Source organism: Sphingobacterium alkalisoli (assembly GCF_005049105.1).
Classification (GTDB): Bacteria; Bacteroidota; Bacteroidia; order Sphingobacteriales; family Sphingobacteriaceae; genus Sphingobacterium; species Sphingobacterium alkalisoli.
On sequence record NZ_SUKA01000001.1, the window covers coordinates 1,442,248 to 1,464,634 of the forward strand.

The 22,387-nt window shown below is 37.7% G+C and carries 17 protein-coding genes; 7 read left to right on the top strand and 10 right to left on the bottom strand.

The window, feature by feature from the left end:
* Window position 1: 1 nt before the first annotated feature.
* The 3 genes from FAZ19_RS05420 to FAZ19_RS05430 are packed head-to-tail and all read right to left on the bottom strand — an operon-like array spanning window position 2 to window position 4,363.
* The gene (locus FAZ19_RS05420; protein WP_136819661.1) at window positions 2–1,045 is read right to left on the bottom strand and encodes a LacI family DNA-binding transcriptional regulator; all 1,044 of its coding nucleotides are present in this window, start codon (window positions 1,043–1,045) and stop codon (window positions 2–4) included.
* Window positions 1,046–1,102: 57 nt separating this feature from the next.
* On the bottom strand, window positions 1,103–1,747 hold the full coding sequence (locus FAZ19_RS05425; protein WP_136819662.1) for a LolA family protein: 645 nt from the start codon (window positions 1,745–1,747) through the stop codon (window positions 1,103–1,105).
* Window positions 1,748–4,363 (bottom strand): FtsK/SpoIIIE family DNA translocase, encoded by a 2,616-nt coding sequence (locus tag FAZ19_RS05430; protein WP_136819663.1) that lies wholly within the window; start codon window positions 4,361–4,363, stop codon window positions 1,748–1,750. It abuts the gene before it with no gap.
* A gap of 143 nt (window positions 4,364–4,506) precedes the next feature.
* Between FAZ19_RS05430 and FAZ19_RS05435 the strand changes: the two genes are divergently transcribed.
* Window positions 4,507–5,202: a DUF4397 domain-containing protein gene (locus FAZ19_RS05435; RefSeq protein ID WP_136819664.1), complete on the top strand. Its 696-nt coding sequence runs from the start codon at window positions 4,507–4,509 to the stop codon at window positions 5,200–5,202.
* Window positions 5,203–5,223: 21 nt separating this feature from the next.
* Here the strand turns inward: FAZ19_RS05435 and tyrS are convergent, their stop codons facing one another.
* Complete coding sequence (gene tyrS / locus FAZ19_RS05440; protein ID WP_136819665.1) at window positions 5,224–6,507, bottom strand: tyrosine--tRNA ligase; 1,284 nt, start codon at window positions 6,505–6,507, stop codon at window positions 5,224–5,226.
* Between the two features lie 90 nt (window positions 6,508–6,597).
* On the opposite strand from tyrS, the gene FAZ19_RS05445 reads away from it, so the two are divergent.
* Together FAZ19_RS05445 and FAZ19_RS05450 are read left to right on the top strand one after the other, a co-directional pair.
* A complete protein-coding gene (locus tag FAZ19_RS05445) occupies window positions 6,598–7,272 on the top strand; it encodes a hypothetical protein (RefSeq protein WP_136819666.1) in 675 nt (224 codons plus the stop codon).
* Window positions 7,273–7,318: 46 nt separating this feature from the next.
* The gene (locus tag FAZ19_RS05450; protein WP_136819667.1) at window positions 7,319–9,007 is read left to right on the top strand and encodes an amino acid permease; all 1,689 of its coding nucleotides are present in this window, start codon (window positions 7,319–7,321) and stop codon (window positions 9,005–9,007) included.
* A gap of 25 nt (window positions 9,008–9,032) precedes the next feature.
* On the opposite strand, the gene FAZ19_RS05455 is transcribed toward FAZ19_RS05450, so the two are convergent.
* Window positions 9,033–10,976 carry a KUP/HAK/KT family potassium transporter gene (locus FAZ19_RS05455; protein ID WP_136819668.1) on the bottom strand — a complete coding sequence of 648 codons (1,944 nt, stop codon included), beginning with the start codon at window positions 10,974–10,976 and terminating at the stop codon, window positions 9,033–9,035.
* Window positions 10,977–11,192: 216 nt separating this feature from the next.
* On the opposite strand from FAZ19_RS05455, the gene FAZ19_RS05460 reads away from it, so the two are divergent.
* Window positions 11,193–11,612, top strand: a complete 420-nt coding sequence (locus tag FAZ19_RS05460; RefSeq protein ID WP_136819669.1) for a T9SS type A sorting domain-containing protein — start codon at window positions 11,193–11,195, stop codon at window positions 11,610–11,612.
* A 66-nt stretch (window positions 11,613–11,678) separates the two neighbouring features.
* Here the strand turns inward: FAZ19_RS05460 and ispG are convergent, their stop codons facing one another.
* Both ispG and FAZ19_RS05470 read right to left on the bottom strand, forming a co-directional pair.
* Window positions 11,679–13,679, bottom strand: a complete 2,001-nt coding sequence (ispG, locus tag FAZ19_RS05465) for a (E)-4-hydroxy-3-methylbut-2-enyl-diphosphate synthase (protein WP_136819670.1) — start codon at window positions 13,677–13,679, stop codon at window positions 11,679–11,681.
* Window positions 13,680–13,707: 28 nt separating this feature from the next.
* Complete coding sequence (locus FAZ19_RS05470; protein WP_136819671.1) at window positions 13,708–14,625, bottom strand: LiaI-LiaF-like domain-containing protein; 918 nt, start codon at window positions 14,623–14,625, stop codon at window positions 13,708–13,710.
* A 454-nt stretch (window positions 14,626–15,079) separates the two neighbouring features.
* Here FAZ19_RS05470 and FAZ19_RS05475 point away from each other — a divergent pair, with 454 nt between their 5' ends.
* The 3 genes from FAZ19_RS05475 to FAZ19_RS05485 are packed head-to-tail and all read left to right on the top strand — an operon-like array spanning window position 15,080 to window position 17,542.
* Complete coding sequence (locus tag FAZ19_RS05475; protein ID WP_136819672.1) at window positions 15,080–15,814, top strand: MlaE family ABC transporter permease; 735 nt, start codon at window positions 15,080–15,082, stop codon at window positions 15,812–15,814.
* Between the two features lie 8 nt (window positions 15,815–15,822).
* Window positions 15,823–16,578, top strand: coding sequence for an ABC transporter ATP-binding protein (locus tag FAZ19_RS05480; protein ID WP_136819673.1), 756 nt, complete (start codon window positions 15,823–15,825; stop codon window positions 16,576–16,578).
* Window positions 16,579–16,630: 52 nt separating this feature from the next.
* Window positions 16,631–17,542, top strand: a complete 912-nt coding sequence (locus tag FAZ19_RS05485; RefSeq protein ID WP_136819674.1) for a class I SAM-dependent methyltransferase — start codon at window positions 16,631–16,633, stop codon at window positions 17,540–17,542.
* Between the two features lie 104 nt (window positions 17,543–17,646).
* Here FAZ19_RS05485 and FAZ19_RS05490 read toward each other — a convergent pair whose 3' ends face one another.
* The 3 genes from FAZ19_RS05490 to FAZ19_RS05500 all read right to left on the bottom strand — a co-directional run bounded on the left by FAZ19_RS05490 (window position 17,647) and on the right by FAZ19_RS05500 (window position 22,304).
* A complete protein-coding gene (locus tag FAZ19_RS05490) occupies window positions 17,647–19,461 on the bottom strand; it encodes a hypothetical protein (RefSeq protein ID WP_136819675.1) in 1,815 nt (604 codons plus the stop codon).
* Between the two features lie 86 nt (window positions 19,462–19,547).
* Window positions 19,548–20,393 (bottom strand): formyltetrahydrofolate deformylase, encoded by an 846-nt coding sequence (gene purU / locus FAZ19_RS05495; RefSeq protein ID WP_136819676.1) that lies wholly within the window; start codon window positions 20,391–20,393, stop codon window positions 19,548–19,550.
* 42 nt (window positions 20,394–20,435) lie between these two features.
* Entirely contained in the window at window positions 20,436–22,304 is a 1,869-nt protein-coding gene (locus FAZ19_RS05500; protein WP_136819677.1) for a DNA topoisomerase IV subunit B, read from the bottom strand.
* Window positions 22,305–22,387: the final 83 nt, after the last annotated feature.

A 22,387-nucleotide genomic window follows, 5' to 3' on the forward strand; every position in this document is an offset into this window, starting at 1 on the left:
TTTAAGAGCTTAAATCTGTTGATTTTCGAAGTTGAATAGATGAATCAAGCTTAAACTCTTGAAAGTCTATTTGACTTCGATTTTTTTTGTTAGCTATAAGCTTAATTAGCATTTCTATAGACAAGGAGGCAATTTCTGCGGTAGGTTGCCTAATTGTAGATAGTGCAGGATTAAGACTGTTTGCGATCTCTGTATTTGCAAAACCTATCACTGCTAATTCTGCAGGTACTTGAATTTCTAAATCCGCCAATATTCCCAATACGCGAGTAGTCAGTGTGTCCGTTGTGCCGAAAATAGCGTTTGGCGCGGTGGCGCGATCCTGCATTAAATAGGCTATTTTTTCTTTTAGATCGTTATCAAATTCTTCAAAACTATTGTTGTAATTGCAGTAAACTATATAGTTTTGATTTACTTCTATGCTATTTCTTTTAAGGGCTTCTTCATAGCCAGCAAGTCTTTGTTTCGTAACGCCGATATTTTTTCCGCAAAGAATAACAATTTTTTTTCGTCCTCCTTTTATTAGTTCTTCAGTAGCATTGAAACCACTTTGAAAGTTATTAACACCTATCTTATAGGTGTCGAGATCGTAGTTGATTCGATCAAAGATAATAACAGGACAGGTGCTCTCATGTATCTTTTTCAATAACTCTATGTTAGATGTTTCATGAGCGGGGGAAATAATAATACCATCTATTCCTTGATTCAAAAGAGCCTTTATCGCCTTTGTCTCTATTTCTTCAGAGTCTTTGCTCTGCATAATGATTAAGTTGAAATTATGTTGGCTTGCATAATTGTGGAGGTTCTCAATTATCTGACTATGGAAGGGATTACCTATAGAAGGCAATATAACACCAATACTATTAGATCGACCAAGTTTCAGGTATTTAGCTAAAGGGTTTGGTTGGTAATTACGTTCTTGCGCAAATTTCTTTACGATTTTCTTGGTAGCATCGCTTATTTCATGGCTGTCGTTTAAAGCTTTGGAAACGGTAGACACAGACATGTTCAAAACTTTGGCCAACTCCTTAAGTGTTACCTTATTCATTTGTCAAAATCTAATTTTTTAAAGGTACAAAAATATCACTACGATATTTCGCGTTAATTACCGCAAGTCTACGACTTCGAAATCTGAATAGTTGTTCTTGTTAAATACAAATTGTGAATTTGGAATTTGATGATTAACATAAAGGTTTTTGATCGTATACGTATATTTCGAACCCGATTTGTCATAAATGCTAACATCATGGATGTGTTTATTTTTATTTATACGCACCTTAATTTTAAAGTAGTTCTTTTTTGTGTCCAGAGGAGCCATTTCAATAACGGATAATGTATTTGATCCTACTTTTTCATCAGACATTCCTATATATTTGAAGCCCGTTTTATAAAAAGTAAATAGATTGTTCGGGCCGATAGCATCTGTACTATTATCTGCGTCGGTTATTTGAATTTCTTTTTCTTCTCTCAAGACTGTCCATACAGAATGACCATCCGAGATAAGTTGTTGGTTTTGAAGTTTAATCTGATATTGATTTTTACCTTTATTTAGGTATAATGTGCCTTGATCTGAATAGGATTTGTTGTCAGTGTCAGTGGCTAGAAAATCAAAATCGGCCTGTGCCGTTGTATAGCTGTCATACTTTTTTGCTACTGCATCCAGCATCTTTTTTGCACCAGCATCCGACTGGGCACTCGTATAAAGAGTAGCACAGGCGAATAATAGGACTAAAATATATCTCTTCATCATCTAATTTTGATTTCTTAATGTTTCTAAATATTGCTCTAATGAATATTCATCTGGATACAATACTTCTCTAGCTTTACTTCCTTCAAATGGGCCAACAATTCCAGCGGCTTCTAATTGATCGATGATTCGTCCTGCTCTATTATATCCCAACTTTAGCTTGCGCTGAATTAGGGATGTCGAACCTTGTTGGTGCATGACAATAAGTCGAGCAGCGTCTTCAAAAAGTTGGTCTCTATCGGACATATCAAAATCCATCGAGCCACTCCCTTCCCCAGATTCATCGACATATTCTGGAAGCATAAATGCCGACGGATATCCTCTTTGGCTTCCGATGAAATCAGATATTCCTTCAACTTCAGGCGTATCTACAAAAGCACACTGGATACGAATTAAATCACTTCCAGTCGATAGAAGCATATCCCCACGTCCAATAAGCTGATCGGCTCCTCCTGAATCCAAGATCGTTCGCGAATCAACCTTAGATAATACGCGAAACGCCAGACGCGCTGGAAAATTAGCTTTAATGGTACCTGTAATAATATTCACAGAAGGACGCTGCGTTGCGATTACTAAGTGAATACCTACTGCACGAGCCAACTGCGCTAAACGGGCAATTGGAGTTTCAACCTCTTTTCCGGCTGTCATCATCAAATCTGCGAATTCATCAACAATAAGAACTATAAAGGGTAAGAATCGATGACCCTCCTCAGGGTTTAATCTACGATTGATAAATTTTACATTATATTCTTTTAAATTCCGTACTTGCCCATTTTTAAGCAGATCATAACGTTGATCCATTTCGATACAAAGAGAATTAAGTGTATTGATTACTTTTTTTGTATCGGTAATAATAGCATCTTCCTCGCCGGGTAGTTTGGCAAGGAAATGACGTTCTATTTTTTTAAAGAGGGATAGCTCTACTTTTTTCGGATCTACTAATACAAATTTTAGTTCCGACGGATGCTTTTTATATAATAGAGACGTCAGAATAGCATTTATACCGACAGATTTACCTTGACCGGTAGCTCCTGCTACCAATAGGTGAGGCATCTTGGCCAAATCAGCGATGTAGACTTCATTAGAAATAGTCTTACCTAATGCAATGGGCAAATCCATGTCGGTCTTTTGAAATTTCTCCGTTGCTAGAACCGAACGCATAGAGACCATTTCAGGGTTACTATTGGGTACTTCAATACCAATTGTTCCTTTTCCAGGCATGGGGGCGATTATACGAATTCCTAATGCGGCTAAACTTAGCGCGATATCATCTTCCAGATTTTTTATCTTTGAGATACGGACGCCTGGTTTCGGGATTATTTCGTATAGAGTTACTGTAGGGCCGATGGTGGCTTTAATATGCTCGATTTCAATATTGTAGTTGCGCAATGTATCTACAATTTTATTTTTATTCGCTTCTAACTCGTATTGATTGATCGTTATTTTACCACTTCCATATTCTTTCAAAAGTTCGAGAGTCGGATACTGATAGCCTGAAAGATCAAGTTTTGGATCGTACTCTCCAAATTCCGCGACAAGGTCATTTGCTGTTATCGCTTTTTCTTCTTTTACCTCCGCTACACTTAAAACTGGTTCGTCGGGTTGTTTTGGAAGTTCAATTTCTAAAGGAGTATCCAACGAGAGTTCGATTTCCTGGCGATTAGGTTCCGTACTTTTCGGGGTATTCTGGGTGAAAGACGGTCTGCTATCAAAATGCACGTTATCTGTCACTTCCTCTTCATCCAGCTCTTGCTCTTTGTAATTGTGTTCGAAACTTACATTAGGTATAACTGCTGTTTTAGCAGAAGAGACGGTAGGACTAGTTTTTATCGCGTTTTCTTTAAAGGAAGTTTTTTCGTTATCCTCTTCAACATCACCTCCATATCTGGATTTTTTTTCGGTTGTGTTTTCTTTAAAAAATGAGAAGTTGAGATCAAAATTATAAATCAATATAAGAACCGTAAGGTAAACAAATATCAACAAACCGGCCACGCCGAACTTGCCGATTTGTGCATTTAGTAACTGATTAGTCCAATATCCAAATTTTCCCTCCAGAATATGGGGTGTCTCTGCAATATAATCTTGGATAAAGCCCAATGTTACCGATAAGAAGATAATACCTAAAACTGAATATAGGAGTGTTTTCCAAATGGGAAGTATAGATTTACGGTATATCAGCTTATATCCTACTACGAAAAGCATTAAGATAAATATGAAAGAAGCTATTCCGAACCATTCATATATAAATTGATTGGATAATAGGGCGCCAAGTTTACCTAATTTATTTCGTACAACAGCTGTTTCTATTGTGTCATCTGTTATTTCTTCATTCGTGCTGAATAAGGTATTCCATCCTCCATTGCTAGTCGCGATATAACTTTGATCCTCTTTCCATGTAAATAGGTACGAAACGAAGGATACGGCAAATGCAAAGGCTGTTAATAATAACAGCAAACCAAGTATTTTCAGAATTTTGCGTTGACCCTCTGAAAAATCTATATTATCAAATGATTTGACAAACGAATCTCTTTTTTTATAGGTGATTTTAGTAGAATCCTTGACCTCTTTAGAATTTCTAGATTGGCTACTATTTTTGAATGTATTTCCTTTATATGCCATGAAAATGTGATAATTCTCTCCGTACAAACTTAAAAAAAATAGCTATAAAAAGTGTGGTGTTAAAATGTATTTCTGTTAACTTGTAGCAATTGTTCGCGCTACAACGTTTTTATTCATGTGTAATAATTACTCATATAAATTTTATGGTATATAAGATATTGTTTTTTTTCTGGGCTGTTGTATCTATGACATTATTTGCCTGTAATAAAGCAAGTATAGATGAGATGCACGACGGTGTAGTTAATTTGTCGTCGGTGGGTGTTGTAAATGCAGTGCCGGGATCGAGTGGCATGGACGTGTTCGTGAATTCAACCCGAATAAATAATACTTCTGATAAGTTGTTTTTTGGAGAGCATATTCCTTATAGAAATACCTATTCTGGGGATGTTGAATTCGCATTGACGAGCTATTCTGGCACAAAACAAGAGGTGCATAAAGAACAGCTCACATTTCATCCAAACAGGGTGTATAGTGTATTTGTTTACCGAGAAGGGGGGCTGAAACTGCTTCAATCGGAAGATAATGTGTTATTGCCCGCTAAAGGCCAGGCTAAATTACGTGTGGTTCATCTAGGGGGAAATGTCGCATCTATGAAGGTTTTTTCAGATGAGAGAAATGTGATTTTTCAGCGTGTTGGGTATAAAGAGGTGTCTTCCTTTATCAACTTACCGATTAATATCGGGTATAATTTGGAAATTACAGATGAGAATTCGGACGTTACGCTGGAGCTAAGCTTTGAGCCTCAAAATCAGGGAATATATACGTTGTTAATTAAAGGAAATAAAAATAACGTCGGCGCTGGAGAAACAGGCTTAGAGGCGAAAATTATAAAACATTAAAGGTGCCAAAGCACCTTTAATTTATTCAGCTATGATTAGGAAGTAATTCTTTTTTCCTTTTTGAACGATTAAATATCTGCCACCTGTTAAGTTTGAAGTAGTAATAATCTGTTCGATATTATTTAATTTATCTTTATTCAAAGAAACGCCTCCACCTTGTAACATTTTACGAGCCTCTCCCTTAGAAGCAAATACCTGCGTATCATTGGCTAACAAATCGAGGATATTAATTCCTTTTTCTAAATCAATCCTACTTACCGTATATTGGGGAATACCTTCAAACACTTCTAAGACACCTTCGTGGTCTAAATGTGCTAAAAATGCTAAAGAGCCATTGCCGAATAGAAAGTCAGTAGTTTTTAGTACTGTTTCATAATCTTTTTCAGAGTGTGTGCGGATAGTTATGTCTTTTGCTAATGACTTCTGAATTAATCTCGTATGTGGAGCAGCATCATGTTCTGCAATAATTTGATCGATCTCGTCCTTTGATTTCAGGGTGAAAATTTTGATCCAATTTTTGGCATCATCATCCGACGTATTTAACCAGAATTGGTAATATTTAAATGGAGAAGTTTTTTTAGGATCTAACCATACTGCACCAGATTCTGTCTTGCCAAATTTTTGTCCGTCTGATTTTTTAATCAACTGTGTCGTAATGGCATAGGCCGTTCCTTGATCTTGACGTCTTATCATTTCACTACCAGTCACGATATTTCCCCATTGATCGGATCCGCCCATCTGCACTTTACAATTGTGATGTTTCCACAAATAATAAAAATCATATCCTTGGATCAGTTGATAGGTGAATTCTGTGAAAGACAGACCATTATCGCCTTCGAGACGTTTTTTAACAGAATCTTTTGCCATCATGTAATTGACAGTGATCAATTTACCGATATCACGAATAAATTCTAGAAAGCCGAAGTCCTTAAACCAATCGTAATTATTTACCATTTTTGCATCATTGTCTCCTTCTCCAAATGCTAGAAACTTAGACAACTGGTTTTTTAAACAATTTACATTGTATTGTAAGGTGGCTTCGTCCAAAAGGTTTCTTTCCGCTGATTTAAAAGAAGGATCACCGATCATTCCAGTAGCTCCACCTACTAATGCAACAGGTTTGTGTCCTGCATTCTGAAAATGAATCAATGTCATAATTTGCGTCAAGTGTCCGACATGTAAAGAATCACCTGTTGGATCAAAGCCTATATACCCTGCGACTTTCTCTTTATTCAATAATTCTTCTGTACCGGGCATGATGTCTTGAAGCATGCCTCTCCAACGTAATTCTTCTACAAAACTCATGTGAAATGATTTAGAATTTTTTAATAAGATTGCAAATATACAAGATTAAGCCGTATCTTACGATACGTAATATTACATTAACTTTGCACGGTGAATTTTCTATCTCATTTTTATTTTGAACGGTTTGCACAGGATGCGGAGAAAGTGTTAGGTGCACTGTTGCCAGACTTACTTAGAAATTTAGATAAAAGTTACTCTTTTCAAATTCATAAATACGAAAATCAGCTGCACTTTCATCCGAAAAGTACTGCTTTATATGAGGGATGGAACCGACATGTAGAGGTCGATAAATTATTTCACAGTTCCGATTTTTTCTACATGCATACGCACACCCTACGTAAAGAAATCGAGCAGACTGTACAGGATCTACCGATCCGAGCGTCTTTTCTTGCTCATATTGGTTTAGAACTTTTGTTAGATCATCTGCTCATTAAACATCATATTCTGAATGTGAATAGATTATATGAGCATTTGGCCTCAATCGACCATGCAGCTGTGGAATCTTTTCTTAAGGTGTTGGGAGGCATAGATATTGATCGTTTTTTTGTGTATTATGAAGGCTTTATTACATCAAAGTATATTGCACAATATGACGATATTAAAAATATCTCTTATGTACTTTTTAGTATTTGTCGACGAGTTTGGGATTTTAAGGAAAGCGAACAACATGTACTTGAATTAACCAATCATTTGATAAATTATGAGGTCAATTATTTGAAAAATTACAAGGAAATCTTTCTAGTAATTCAAGATAAAATAGAATAGCTGGTGTTATTTTATCATTTTTGTGGTCAGCAAATTTTAATCTATTATGGCAAATAGACTTTTCAGGAAGAAAAGCATAGAACAAATCCTATCGGATTCGAAATCTCACGGGTCGGGTTTAGAAAAAATTTTGGGCGTAAGAGACTTAGTGTCCTTAGGTATCGCTGCGATTGTTGGTGCAGGAATATTTAGCACAATTGGTTTAGCTTCATATAACGGAGGTCCTGCGGTGTCTTTGCTCTTTGTTTTTGTCGCATTTGCATGTGTTTTTACAGCATTATCTTACGCACAATTTGCGAGTACTGTACCGGTCTCGGGAAGTGCTTATACCTACGCATATGTAGCATTTGGAGAGTTGTTTGCGTGGATAATTGGCTGGGCATTGGTATTAGAATATGCCGTCTCGAATATGGTAGTCGCCATTTCTTGGTCGCAATATTTTGTTTCGATGTGCGAAGGATTTGGTATCCATATACCCCGTTGGCTAACGATGGCACCAGCCTATGCATCTGAAGCACATGTCAAAATGCTGGAAGTAGGTACAGCAAACCTAAGCGGTATTGATAAAATTGGACTGCAGGCGTTCGAAACAGCTCCGCGCATAGCGGGATTTCCAATAATTTTCGATCTTCCTGCCGGATTGATCACGGTTTTTGTAACCTGGCTGGTTTATATTGGAATTAAAGAATCTAAGCGTGCCAGCAATATAATGGTCGTCATTAAGATAGGAGTCATTCTCGCTGTTATTTTCGGTGGATTATTTTTTGTAAAGCCGGAAAACTGGACCCCCTTTGCACCGAAGGGTATGGGAGGGGTATTGAGTGGGGTTGCCGCGGTGTTCTTTGCCTTCATCGGCTTTGATTCCATTTCGACAACAGCGGAAGAGTGTAAAAATCCACAACGCGATCTACCTAAAGCCATGATTTACTGCCTTGTGATATGTGCTGTTTTGTATGTAGCCATTACGCTTGTATTGACAGGCATGGTTAATTACTCCGAACTAAATGTGAAAGATCCGTTAGCCTATGTTTTTCATTACGTAGGATTCGATCAAATGGCGGGCATTATTTCCGTTACATCCGTCATTGCCATTACATCGGCCTTATTGGTTTTTCAACTAGCGCAGCCACGTATTTGGATGACGATGAGCAGAGATGGATTACTAAGCAAAAAGTTTTCTAAAATACACCCGAAATATAAAACACCTTCCTATGCGACAATCGTGACCGGAGTTGTCGTTGCTGTTCCCGCTTTGTTTATGAAGATGGATTTTTTCGTCGATTTGACTAGTGTGGGAACTTTCTTCGCGTTTATATTGGTATGTGGGGGGGTGCTATATATGGATCATTCAGGCCTTTCCAAAAGTTCCAAATTCAAGGTGCCTTATGTTAACGGTAAGTACATCGTAGGGATAGGTTTTTTTATTGGTCTAATACTATTGAACCTGTATGGTCAGGAGGGACTTTCTGAATGGAAAACTCTAGGAACGAAGCACATGATACTTCACAAGTCGTTGGTAGTAGTATTCTGGGGGACTTGGTTCTTGATGAGTATATTTAGTTTTAAGTACAACTTTTCTCTTTTGCCTGTTACCGGAATATTAATTAATTTATACTTGATGAGCGAACTTGGGGCGAGCAACTGGTTGATCTTTATCATATGGCTTGCCATCGGATTAGTTATTTACTTTATGTACGGATATCGGCACTCGAAACTTAATCGCGTGAAAGAATAGCATAAAGCAGCGGAACTCCACTGCTTTATTTAAGCCTTCTCAACTGGATATTGTCTGTATTAGGAATATTGAGTGGTACCCGCTCTAGTGTAACAAAGCTGCTGTCTAATCCAAAACCTTTTTCTTCACTCAAGCTAAAGTGTTTAAGTAATTTGTATATTTCTATAATGATTCTGTTTCCCCAGTTTAGATCTGCGGTTTTACTGAATATTTTTTCGAGTACAACAAAATTAAAGTCGCCTGTAATTTTGTATTTATTTAACGTTTTGTAGTGACTCGTGATATCAATTTCGCCCTTTTTAACCATATCTTCAACTACTTTACGAAAGAGAAGACTGATGCGTTGTTCTTCTCTAAAACCTAATTTGAAATCGATTCTAACCAATTTTCCTGGAATCAATTGCGTAACTACATAGTCTCTGGCATGTGGTGTATCCATTACATCTACATGTACCAACCAGTATACATCAGCACGTTTTGGTTTTTTATTAATGATTGAATACATAACTTTTGCTTCTATCTCTTCTTTATTGTTAGCACTTGTCAGGTACACCAATTGAGACGCGAATGTCGGAACGGAAAGATCATCACTTAATTCTGTTATTAATGGATAAAATTCTTTAATGTCAACAAATCGAACATATCGATTTTTAATTTTACGAGCGCCGTACCAGCAAAACATGGTAACAAAGATAGTGGAGGCCAGTAAGAGTGTAAGCCATCCGCCGTGTCCTATTTTGATCACGTTGCCTAATAAAAATGTAATTTCAATGGTAAAGAAAACGATTGCAAATAAAATGATCCAAATTTTATTAATATGTTTTCGAAGTAGAAAGAAACACATCAATATGGTAGTAGTAATAAATGTTAAGTTGATAGCGAGACCGTATGCCGCTTCCATGTTGCTAGATTCGCGAAAAACAAAGATAATGAGCATACACCCTACAAATAAAATCAAGTTAATAGATGGAACGTATAATTGACCTTTTTGATCTGAAGGATAGCGGATGGCTACTTTAGGCCAAATATTAAGCCTAACGGCTTCTGATATGAGTGTAAACGATCCGGAAATCATTGCCTGACTCGCAATTACAGCAGCTATTGTAGCAATGGTAACACCATAGATTACGAACCAATCTGGCATAATTGCATAAAATGGATTTGTTTCGCCAATTTGTGTACCCTCATGCAAAAGTAGCCAGGCTCCTTGACCGAAATAATTTAAGAGGAGGGATAGCTTCACAAAAATCCAGCTGATACGGATGTTTTTTTTCCCGCAATGGCCCATGTCTGAATACAAAGCCTCGGCACCTGTAGTACATAAGAAAATTGCTCCAATTATAAAGAGTGCGTTGGGATAATTTATAAGGGTTTGGATAGCATAATAAGGATTAATCGCTTTGAGCACTTGGGGCGCATGGTCAATATATCTAAAGCCAATGACTGCAATGGTGGAGAACCAGATAAACATTAAAGGACCAAATATCCTACCTACGATGGATGTGCCAAATCGTTGAATTAGGAACAACAAAGAAATAATGGCTATCACAGTAGGAACTGTAGGGAAATCGGGGTTTTTAATCGCCAAACCCTCCACGGCTGAAGAAATAGTAATTGCTGGTGTAATCATGCCGTCGGCGAGGAGAGTGGAAGCCCCAATAATAGCTGGAATGATTAACCATTTGGCTTTTCTTCTCACCAAGGAATAGAGTGAGAGAATACCGCCTTCACCCTTATTGTCTGCGTTAAGGGTGATAATAACATATTTTACGGTTGTTTGGAGTGTCAGTGTCCAAAAAACGCAGGAGATACTACCAATGACCAGATCGGAATCTATTATTCCTTTGTTGAATATCGCCTTAAATACATAGAGAGGGGAAGTACCTATATCACCAAAAATAATACCTAATGCTACTAATAAGCCCCCTAGGCTGAGTCGATTTAAGGAATGCTGATGGTCTGTTGCCATTTTGAATTGTATAAAAAGATCGTTTAAAAAATTGTGCCAAGTTAACACGAAATATTGGGGTAACGTCTATTCTTGTTAAAAATTGTTAAAATAAGTGGTTTTTTAAAAAAATATTAAAATTACATGGGTAATAAACTACTTTTGTATTAGGTTATTTGGATTGAAAGTCATAGTTTTGATTAAACCAAATGACACCTTTAATTGTCTGAACTATAAATGAAATTTAGTATCCACAGAATAGTAAAATTAGGAGTCTTCAATATCTTGTTATTGATTTCTGTTACTACGGTATATGCTAGTGGTGCTAATGTTTATCTCGGGCCTACGACTCCGTATAACACGATGTCATTTGGGAATGAAGAGGAGAACGATAAAAACATTAATAATGTCAAGGTATTTTATAATCCGGTCTCTCAACAGATTAATGTTTCTTTTAGACTAGCTAAGCAAGGTACGGTAAGCATTAAATTGATGGATGCGTTAGGAAATGAAGTTTTGAATTTGTCAAACTCTACGTTAGAAAGTGGAAATCAATCTTTTTCTTTTGACAACAATGACAAAATAACGCCAGGATTCTACTTTCTGCGTGTTGTAGTGGGGGCAGAGACCGTGGTAAAACGAATGTCCATACGATAATTTTATATCAACTTATAATAATATTAATTCATTGTGCGAGCGCGTTCTAATTAGGACGCGCTCGCATTATTCTGCATCGATCCATAAGCCATCATTTTTTATGATGCCTATAAGCTCATCTAATGCATTAGCCGAGCTCACATTTCTTTTCACAACTTCTTTTCCTCGATAAAGTGTTATTTTGTCTGGACCAGCACCTACGTATCCATAATCGGCATCAGCCATTTCTCCGGGACCATTTACAATACACCCCATGATTCCAATTTTTAATCCCTTCAAATGGTTGGTACGGCTTCTTATCATCTGCGTAGTTTCTTGAAGGTCAAATAGTGTGCGTCCACAGCTTGGACAGGATATGTATTCTGTTTTAGATATACGAGAACGTGTCGCTTGCAGTATCCCGAAAGAGAGAGAGCTTAGATTGTCCACAGGTGTAGCAGGAGAGTCGATCCATATGCCCGAGCCTAAACCGTCAATCAAAAGTGCGCCAAGATCGGTAGCTGCATATACTTGAATTTTCGAAATAGGTTCTTCAGGATTCATCATGTCACCCACGGGGCCGTTGAATTCATCATAGGGATACGATCTCTTGATAATAACCGGGACGTCTAATTCCATTTCCTGGATATTTGCAAAAAATTGGCGCTGATCGGCCATCCCAAGAAGATGATCGGTTTCTAATAAAAAAACGACAGTCTTGTCTATTTGAAAGTCGGCAAACGCCTCAGATGCTAGAAGCGCATTCGATATGTAGACGACATTCAGTACAGCATCTTTTTCCGCTGCATGATTAAACTCGTCTAATCTATATATCGGATGAATGTTGCTTCTTGACTTTAAGTTAATCCAGGCTTTATAATCATATAATTGCTTGAGATTGCCAGGCATGGTAAATGACGGAAGTTGATCCCCTAAATAGACAAAGTCCACCGATTGTTCTCCCATGTGATACTTGTCTAACAGAGCATCATATTTATAGCCTACGGCATGGAGAACAAAAGGATCTTTTAAATTTTCTTTCGAAATATTCACAATAATTCGAGGAACCAATGATCCACCAACAAAAGTGTTTACTTCTGAAGATACATATGCTTTGGTTTCATCGGACGAAGAAATATTCAAAATAGGATGGTGTTCATTTTTGCTCAATGCCGTTGCTCTTTTGGAATATCTGTTTACTAGGGCTATGGCTACAGGAGCTTCTTTTTCAGGTTCTTCTGTCAAGGAAACACGTATAGTGTCTCCTAATCCGTCTTCCAATAAAGTTCCGATTCCCACAGCCGATTTAATACGGCCATCCTCTCCATCACCCGCTTCTGTCACACCGAGATGGAGTGGGTAATTCATGGTTTCAGCAGTCATTTTTTCTACAAGAAGCCTGTAGGCTTGGACCATTACCTGTGGATTGGAAGATTTCATGGATACCACGAGGTTGTAATAGTTTAAATCTTCACAGATACGTATAAATTCCAATGCAGATTCCACCATTCCTTCTGGAGTATCTCCATATTTGCTCATGATACGGTCAGAGAGAGAACCGTGATTTGTACCTATGCGCATCGCTGTGCCGTATTCTTTGCAGATATTTACTAGTGGAGCAAATTTTTTATAGATACGATCCAATTCAGCTTGATATGAAGCCTCGGTATAATCTATCGCGTCAAATTTCTTTTTATCGGCATAGTTCCCTGGATTTATCCTTACTTTTTCGACGATTCTTGCAGCCACTTCGGCTGCATTAGGTGTAAAATGTATGTCGGCTACCAAAGGTACGTTATAACCTCTGAGACGAAGCTCATGCTTTATATTGGAAAGGTTTTCAGCTTCTTTAATACTCGGAGCGGTAATACGCACATATTCGCAACCAGCTTCTACCATTTTAATTACCTGTTCTACAGATCCCAGTGTATTCATAGTGTCCACTGTGGTCATGCTTTGTATACGGATAGGATTTTCTCCACCCATAGGAATATCGCCGATAGACACTTCTCTAGTTTTATATCTAGAATAAGTGTTCTTAGAATTACAATATCCTCCAGGTAATACCAATGTGTTTGTCGTCTCCATGTCGGAAACAAAGTTAGCTATTTATAACTTAAAATCTATTTATTGATAACGAATTGGCTGCTCCCGTAATTTTAATAATATACTTGTTTTCCTCATTATCAAAATTTGTAGTTTTATGCTTGTTGCCTTCTTTAATGTCGAGTCCTTTAAATTTCTTGCCTGATAAAAAGCTGTCATTTTCGATCATACAGGCTGCAGATTTTGGTAGTTGGATCTTACAGCTAGATGCTGCAGTATTTATCTCGATAGTAGTAATACCTACGTTTGGTTGTCCAAATGTTAAATCTATACTTGCCGCACCCGAATTAATCGATAGATACGCCAATTTGTAAGCAGATAAATCTCCTTTGAAAGAAGATGCTCCAATATTAAATTCCATATTCCAAATCGGATTTTTGTTCAAGGCGAAGTTGATCGTGTTGCCCGGAGAACTGTCATTTTTTATTTTATTAATAAGTTCAATCTTTTCTAACGGATTTTCGCCTGTCACCTTTAGCTTAAGCCCCATATTGCCACTAGGACTTGAGGCTTTAATTAGTTCTTCGGACGGATGACTGTCAAGAAGAAGTGCCGTAGCACCAGCATTGACTTCAAATCCCACCTTTTGGATGTCATCCGTAAAGGGAAGAGATACGACCTGCTGTAGACCAAGTGTGTCATTGCTATTTTCAATATTAATATTTGCGAAATTGTTGAAGGAAAACTTTTCTGAAGATGTCAGGCCAATAATCATTAGAAATATGCATATGGCGACATTGATAATGGAGGTAATAAGTGTTCCAAATTTTCTATTTTGAAGAATTAAGTTTGCACCAATTGCTACTATAATAAGTGGCCAATATTTAAAAATAGCATAGAAGTTGAAATTGACGACTCCAAAGTTGTGGAGCAGAATAATAATTCCGAAGAAGATAAACCAAATGCCTGTCGTGATTTTACTGTTCATATTCGATTTTACTGAAAGTGTTAGTGTTATTGATAATCGCTTATTTTTAAAGGCATCAATGAGCTCGTATCACTCGGTCCAAAGGCCATCAAGAACCTCCCCGACAACTTCATTACTGCTGCTGCTAAGGATATCATGAAGGTTTTTAAAGATAACATTTTTTAGTTGTTTTATTGATAACAAAAATAGGGTTATACCCATCGTGTTGCTAGCGGAATTAGGTTATTCGATTCCTATTTTCGGTAAAGGGAATGATTTTGTCGGTGAGCGATTAGAAGAGATGCTTATCTTCTTTTCTGAAAGTGTTAGTGTGTGATGACCTTCAAGAACCCTCATCGCACTTTCATAACCGAGGGTATTACGACTAAGCATCTTTTTTTTCGTCGAGGGAACAAATACGCAAAAAAATGGGGTATACTATTAATAAATATGTAATTTAGCATAAAGAAAGTATATGATTTTTTATCATTTTGGTGAATATTTGCTGCTGCTAAAGAAGGTTTTCAAAAAACCGGAGAAGTGGAAAATTTATAGGAAAGAGATCTTACATGAGATGAATGAGATCGGAGTAGGCTCTATTGGCTTGATTATCATTATATCTACATTTATAGGGGCTGTAATGACTATGCAGATTGCCTTTCAATTAGTCTCTGACCTAATACCAAATTCAATTATCGGACAGATTAACCGTGATTCCAATATTCTGGAACTTGGTCCGACTATTTCAGCTTTGGTACTCATGGGAAAGGTAGGCTCGTCGATCTCCTCACAAATTGGGTCTATGCGCGTAACCGAACAAATTGATGCGTTGGAAATTATGGGTATTAATGCTGCTGGGTACTTAATTCTTCCTAAAGTCGTGGCCGGTGTAATCATGATGCCCGTCGTGGTGGTTATTTCTATTTTTTGTGCGTTAGTAGGTGGATTGCTTGGGGGGTCGTTGACAGGCGCAGTCAGTGCTGGTGATTACATCATTGGAATTAGAGAATCTTTTCAGGGTTTTACAATGGTCGTCGCAATGGTTAAAGCATTTATTTATGGTTTTATTATTACTTCAGTGCCTGCGCATAAAGGGTTTCACGTGCGAGGTGGAGCTTTGGAGGTAGGTCAAGCAGGTACTAGAGCTGTTGTGGTTGGATGTATTTCGATTTTGGCTAGTGATTATATCATTACTGCTTTACTTTTATAATATACAAGATGATCGAGATACAAAATATACATAAAGCTTTTGGTGATAATCAAGTGTTGAAAGGAATAGATGCGGTTTATGAACGGGGTAAGGTAAGTATGATTATTGGTGGGTCAGGATCCGGTAAAAGTACACTTCTTAAATGTATAGTGGGTTTGCATGAACCCGATCAGGGAAAAGTACTTTTTGGTAAGCAGGAGTTTACGAGAATGGATTTTGAGCAAAAAGTACCCATCAGAAAGGAAATAGGGATGCTTTTCCAAGCATCAGCATTATTTGACTCTATGACTGTAGAACAAAACATTGTGTTTACACTGGATATGTTTACCGAAATGAGTCTTGCTGAAAAAGTGGACAGAGCAAATTTTTGTTTAGAACGAGTCAATTTAGTCGGTAAAAATAACTTGTTTCCTGCAGAGTTGTCTGGAGGAATGAAAAAACGTGTAGGTATTGCGCGTGCCATTAGTATGAGCCCAAAATATTTGTTCTGCGATGAACCCAATTCAGGACTTGATCCTGCAACCTCTATATTAATAGACGAACTAATTCAAGATCTGACCGAAGAATATCAATCGACAACGATAGTGGTGACCCATGATATGAATTCTGTGATGGGAATAGGTGAATATGTTATGTTTCTCCATCAAGGTCAAAAATTTTGGGAGGGATCAAATAAAGATATGCTCAAATCAGATGTGAAAGAACTTAATGACTTTGTGTTCGCAAGTCCGTTAATGAAAGCTGCGCGAGAAACGATGAAATAAATATTAAATAATCATATCTAACATCTATCTTTACACAAAAAATACGATTACTTTGTCTGAAATTACAAATATCCAATTGCTAACTCCACAGCACTGGAAGGATTATGAACTAATCGACTGTGGAGATTTTGAAAAATTAGAACGCTTTGGTAAATTAATCTTAATTCGTCCAGAGCCTCAGGCTGTATGGCCAAAAACGTTGGGAGACGTAGAATGGAATAAGCGATACGATATCAAATTCAAGGGAAGATCGGCTACCAGTGGTGAATGGTTAAAGAAAAATTCGAAAACGGCAGATCGTTGGCATGTTGAGTATAAAAATAAGGAGGTGGCCATCAAATTGCGCCTCGGATTGACTTCTTTTAAACATGTGGGCGTTTTTCCTGAACAGGCTGTCAATTGGGATTACATATCGGACAGTGTAAGATTATTTGAGACTGCGCAGCCCAAGGTTTTAAATCTTTTTGCTTATACGGGAGGAGCCTCGTTGGTCGCCAAAGCTGCAGGCGCGGACACGACACATGTCGATTCGATAAAGCAAGTAGTAACTTGGGCTAACGAGAACCAAGAACTTTCTGGAATAGATAATATACGCTGGGTTGTAGAGGATGCTCTGAAATTTGTAAAACGAGAACTTAAAAGGGGAAATAAATATAACGGCATCATCTTAGATCCTCCAGCTTATGGTCATGGTCCGAAAGGAGAGAAGTGGAAATTGGAAGACCATATCATGGAAATGATGCAGGATGTCGTTCAATTGTTGGATCCGGAGGAACATTTCCTTATCTTAAATACTTATTCGCTCGGCTTCTCGTCTGTCATTGTAGAGAATCTGATAAGGACCTCTCTTCCTCACGTGGAAAATCTAGAAATAGGGGAGTTATATCTGCAAGCTACAGCAGGACCTAAATTGCCATTGGGAGTATTTGGCAAATTTAGAAAAATGAAAAAACGGAGTAAGTAGAACAATATTGTTTAAAAAAAAGACAGTCATATCGCCTGAAGTAGGAAATATGACTGTCTTTTTTTGACTGGGATCCTTTATTGATAAATATTGTTCCTTCGGCATCAATGAATTCCCTCACTCAGTTCTTTTTTTGAAATAAACTCTATTGATTTCAATTGTTTTTCCGCTTCAGTTAATTGCGTTAATAGATCCTGCTTCACATTGTTTGATAGCGCGGAAACCTTATCCTTTAGGTTTTTATAATAATCTATACCTTCATGTAGTTGTTGCTTGAACTTGTTGAGATATTTTTCCTTTTTGTCATTAACATCGTTTAAGTTGTTTTCTACATAGGTGCGTATATAATCCACGTAGAGATTTAGCTCATTTATGAATAATGACGGACGTTTCACTCCGTCCAATAAATCCCTACGGCCATAAATATGGTCTACCATTTCAATCAGAGAATAGGGGCCTTTGAAATAAGCTGTATTTGGACCTGGACAGATCGCCACGGCTTTGCTTTCTTTTGGTCTGAAGATGTCGTACTTTAAATAAGCAGCAGCAGCTAAACCATCACACAAGCAGACCTTTTCTGTTATTTTTTCGTATTCTTTTTTATAGACTGCTATATCTAGATTTTTTAGTTCAAGTTCCTGTAATTTCTTAAATTGATATTTCCGAGAGGCGGTACAAATAGGCTCTTCTGTAAATTCTGTGTTGGATATCAGGTATTTTTTGGTACACGGACTTCCGGGACGATCTTGTGCAATACGTTGTAAGCGTTTTTGTTCTGCTGTACTTTTTCTAAAGTTGTTGAATGGAACACCAAGTGGCGATGCTCCACTGATGTAAAAATCCTCTTTTTCGGACGTACTAAGTGTATTTAGGGTGTGTGCATCTACGGTAGTCGCCTCTGGAACCAAAAGAAATGGTGAACCCCAACCGGTACGGTTTAAGCCATAGTAGTCTAAAAGAAAGCGTTGCTCGGCTGCAGTTCCGATGCCACCCTGCACCGTGTATTTTATCTCGGGTACATAGTCGATTTGAACTCCTTTTTCTGCCAGGGCGTGGCGATAGATTGGAAACAGTTCGTGAATAAGGTTTTCTCTTTGACTTTTAAACTCCTCTAAAATAGGGCCTAATAGAAAGCCTTCAGTTGCAAATGCATGTCCACCACAATTCAATCCCGATTCGATTCGGAATTCTGAAATCCAAACTCCCTTTTTTGCCAAAAATTTAGCTTGAATAAATGCAGATCGATAGTCGCTGACTTTTAGCGTGATTTTCTTTAAAAATTTACCTGCGTGATCCGGAAGAAATTGCTTCAATTCTGCTAAATAGCTGTACAGCCTCGGGTTCATTCCGGCGGATAATATAACTGATGACGATAACTTGCTGTTTGCGAATCCCCTTAAGGCAGCTGATGCATCCGAATATTGATCTTCTAATGCTGCCCCTTTTTTATCGAAATTTATCTTATCTACTTTAGACATGATGTTGACATCAATATCCCCGACGATCATTTGCTGTTTTAAAGCGTGGGTTTTATTTTTTCTATCCTTGTCATTTTTTTCTTTTTTGATAGCTTGATAGAGCATCTTCGTATCACTGTCATCAGGGAGAAGTTTGAAATATTGATTTAATTCATGGTCTTGATCGAGCTCTGCAGAATGTAATCTAACTACCTGTTCGTCTATTAAATCCTGGATAAGATCTAGGTAGGACGTAATACGGCGTGCACGTGCATCGTGCGATGTCTTGACAATCGCTGCATAGGATTTGCCGTGTAATTCGGAATAATATTTTCGCATGCGCTCAATTAGTTCATCGTCAACAATTGAAATTACGGAAGAAATACCGAATTTGGCTACTTTGATAGGGCTGTCTATCGAGAATGCTAGGCCCAGAACCGGTATATGAAAAGAGTGTCCCATTAGTTTTTATTATGGGACGCAAATACCTTAAAATTTCGCGATTAAAAAATAATTGCGATAGCTTATAAAGATGATTGATGTCATTTTTAAGATTTGAAAACGATTGTTTTATTCCCATTGAGCATCACCCTATCTTCAGTAAGAAGTTGAATCGCCCGACTTAAAACTGCTTTTTCTATCTCTTTTCCTGCCGTTTTCATTCTATGTAGGTCGTAACTGTGATCGATGGTTTTCGTATTCTGGACTATAATTGGACCTTCATCCAAATCGTCCGTGACAAAATGTGCTGTAGCCCCAATAATTTTAACACCTCTTTGGTGGGCCTGTTTATAGGGATTGGCGCCTATAAAAGCAGGAAGGAATGAATGATGGATATTAATGAGTTTACCTTTAAATTGCTTCACGAAACCAGGTGACAATATGCGCATAAACTTAGCAAGTATAATATAATCTATCGGATAGGAGGTTAAAACTTCTGCTAGCTGGTTCTCAAATTCCGCCTTGGAGATATTTTCATGGGATAAATAATGATAGGGAATACCAAATTTTTCGGTAAATTCTTTTAGGATTTCATAATTCCCCACAACTGCTAAGACCTCTGCCTGTAAAGTGTTAAAATAGTGGCGGACTAAAATGTCCGCAAGGCAATGGTGCTCTTTTGTAACGAGTACAACTATTTTTTTTCGTTGAGCAGGAGAGATTGATATCGTAGCATTTTCGGGTAACTGTAACAGCAGGTCCTGCATCAGCGTTTCCTTAGAGCTTAAAGCACCAGAGCATACAACACGCACGAAAAATTTATTACTTTCTTCATCTACGTATTCACGCATGGTGATAATATTTAATTCATGTTTGGCGACAGCGTTGGAAATACCGGCTACTAATCCGACGGCATCTTTACACTGGATAAGAATTAAAGTTTGGTTCTGCATGGTTTTAGGCTTGTCTATTCTCTTTCTATCGGTATAGGATTATTAACTCGCTTGTTGAGCGGCTTTTGCTAAAGCAAGCTCTTCTTCAAGATCTAGTTCTACGCGTAAATTATTTACAATATGTTTTTGCCTATCCGGTGTGTTTTTACCCATATAATATTCTAACAATTGCTGAAGTTTATTCTCTTTAGATAAGATCACCGGTTCTAAACGGATATCTTCGCCGATAAACAAACCAAATTCCGAAGGAGATATTTCACCTAATCCTTTAAAGCGTGTGATTTCTGGCTTTCCACCTAACTTTGAAATTGCCCGTTGTCTTTCCTCGTCGGAATAACAATAAATGGTTTCTTTTTTGTTACGAACCCTAAATAACGGTGTTTGTAAGATTGATACGTGTCCGGCTTTTACTAAATCAGGAAAAAATTGAAGGAAGAACGTCATCAACAATAGACGAATATGCATACCATCAACATCGGCATCTGTAGCGATTACAATATTATTATAACGTAAATCATCCAGACCATCTTCAATATTTAGCGCATGTTGTAATAAGTTGAACTCTTCGTTTTCATAGACAATCTTTTTGGTCAATCCGAAACAGTTCAATGGTTTTCCTTTTAAACTAAATACAGCCTGTGTCTGTACGTCACGTGATTTAGTAATAGACCCACTTGCGGAATCCCCCTCCGTGATAAACAGGGTGGTATCTTGTGTCCGTTCATGTTTGTCTCCAAAATGCACTTTACAATCCCGTAGTTTCCTGTTGTGCAAAGAGGCTTTCTTCGCCCGTTCATTAGCTAATTTCTTGATGCCAGCTATGTCTTTGCGCTCTCGTTCTGACTGCAGAATGCGTTTTTGTAAGGCTTCAGCGGTAGCTGAGTTTTTTCGTAAATAATCATCCAGTGCTTTCTTTACGAAATCTATGATAAATGTCCGTACAGTAGGGCCATCAGGTCCTATACTTTGGGATCCCAACTTTGTCTTTGTCTGTGATTCGAAGACTGGTTCTTGCACCTTTATTGCTATAGCAGCTATAATCGATGCTCTGATATCGGACGCGTCGTATTCTTTTTTGTAAAACTCACGTATTGTTTTTACAACAGCTTCACGAAATACAGCTTGATGTGTTCCACCTTGTGTCGTATGCTGGCCATTTACAAATGAATAGTATTCTTCGCCGTATTGCTGACCGTGCGTCATGGCAATTTCGATATCTTCGCCTTTTAAGTGAATAATGGGGTAGCGCATAGAATCTGTTTCAACGTTTCGTTCCAAAAGATCCTTTAGCCCATTTTCGGAAATGAACTTTTGGCCGTTAAAATTGATCGTCAGTCCAGAATTCAAAAAAACGTAATTCCAAATCATGCTTTCAACGTACTCAATTCTGTATTTGTAATGTTTGAATATGCTGTCGTCTGGATAAAATGTTACCGATGTTCCGTTACGTTGTGTCGTGTCTTTCTGTTCGTCATCGACGAGCTCTCCTTTGCTGAATTGTGCAATACGCGTTACTCCTTGACGATAAGACTGTACGGTAAATTGGGAAGAAAGTGCGTTGACGGCTTTTGTACCCACTCCGTTCAAACCTACTGATTTTTGAAAAGCCTTGCTGTCGTATTTGCCACCCGTGTTTATCTTCGATACTACGTCAACTACTGATCCAATCGGAATACCGCGGCCAAAGTCGCGTACCGTAACCTTATTATCATTGACTGTAATGTCAATAGTTCTTCCTGCTCCCATTACGAATTCATCAATGGAATTATCCACAACTTCTTTTAAAAGTACATAGATACCGTCATCATAGGCAGAGCCATCGCCAAGTTTACCGATATACATCCCTGGACGTAAGCGAATATGCTCTTTCCAGTCGAGTGATCGGATACTATCTTCGTTATATGTAGTCATTTGTTAATTCAATTAAGAACCTGACAAAAATATAAAAAAATCGATGATAATTTGTATGCTATTCATTAAAGAATAGATCTTGC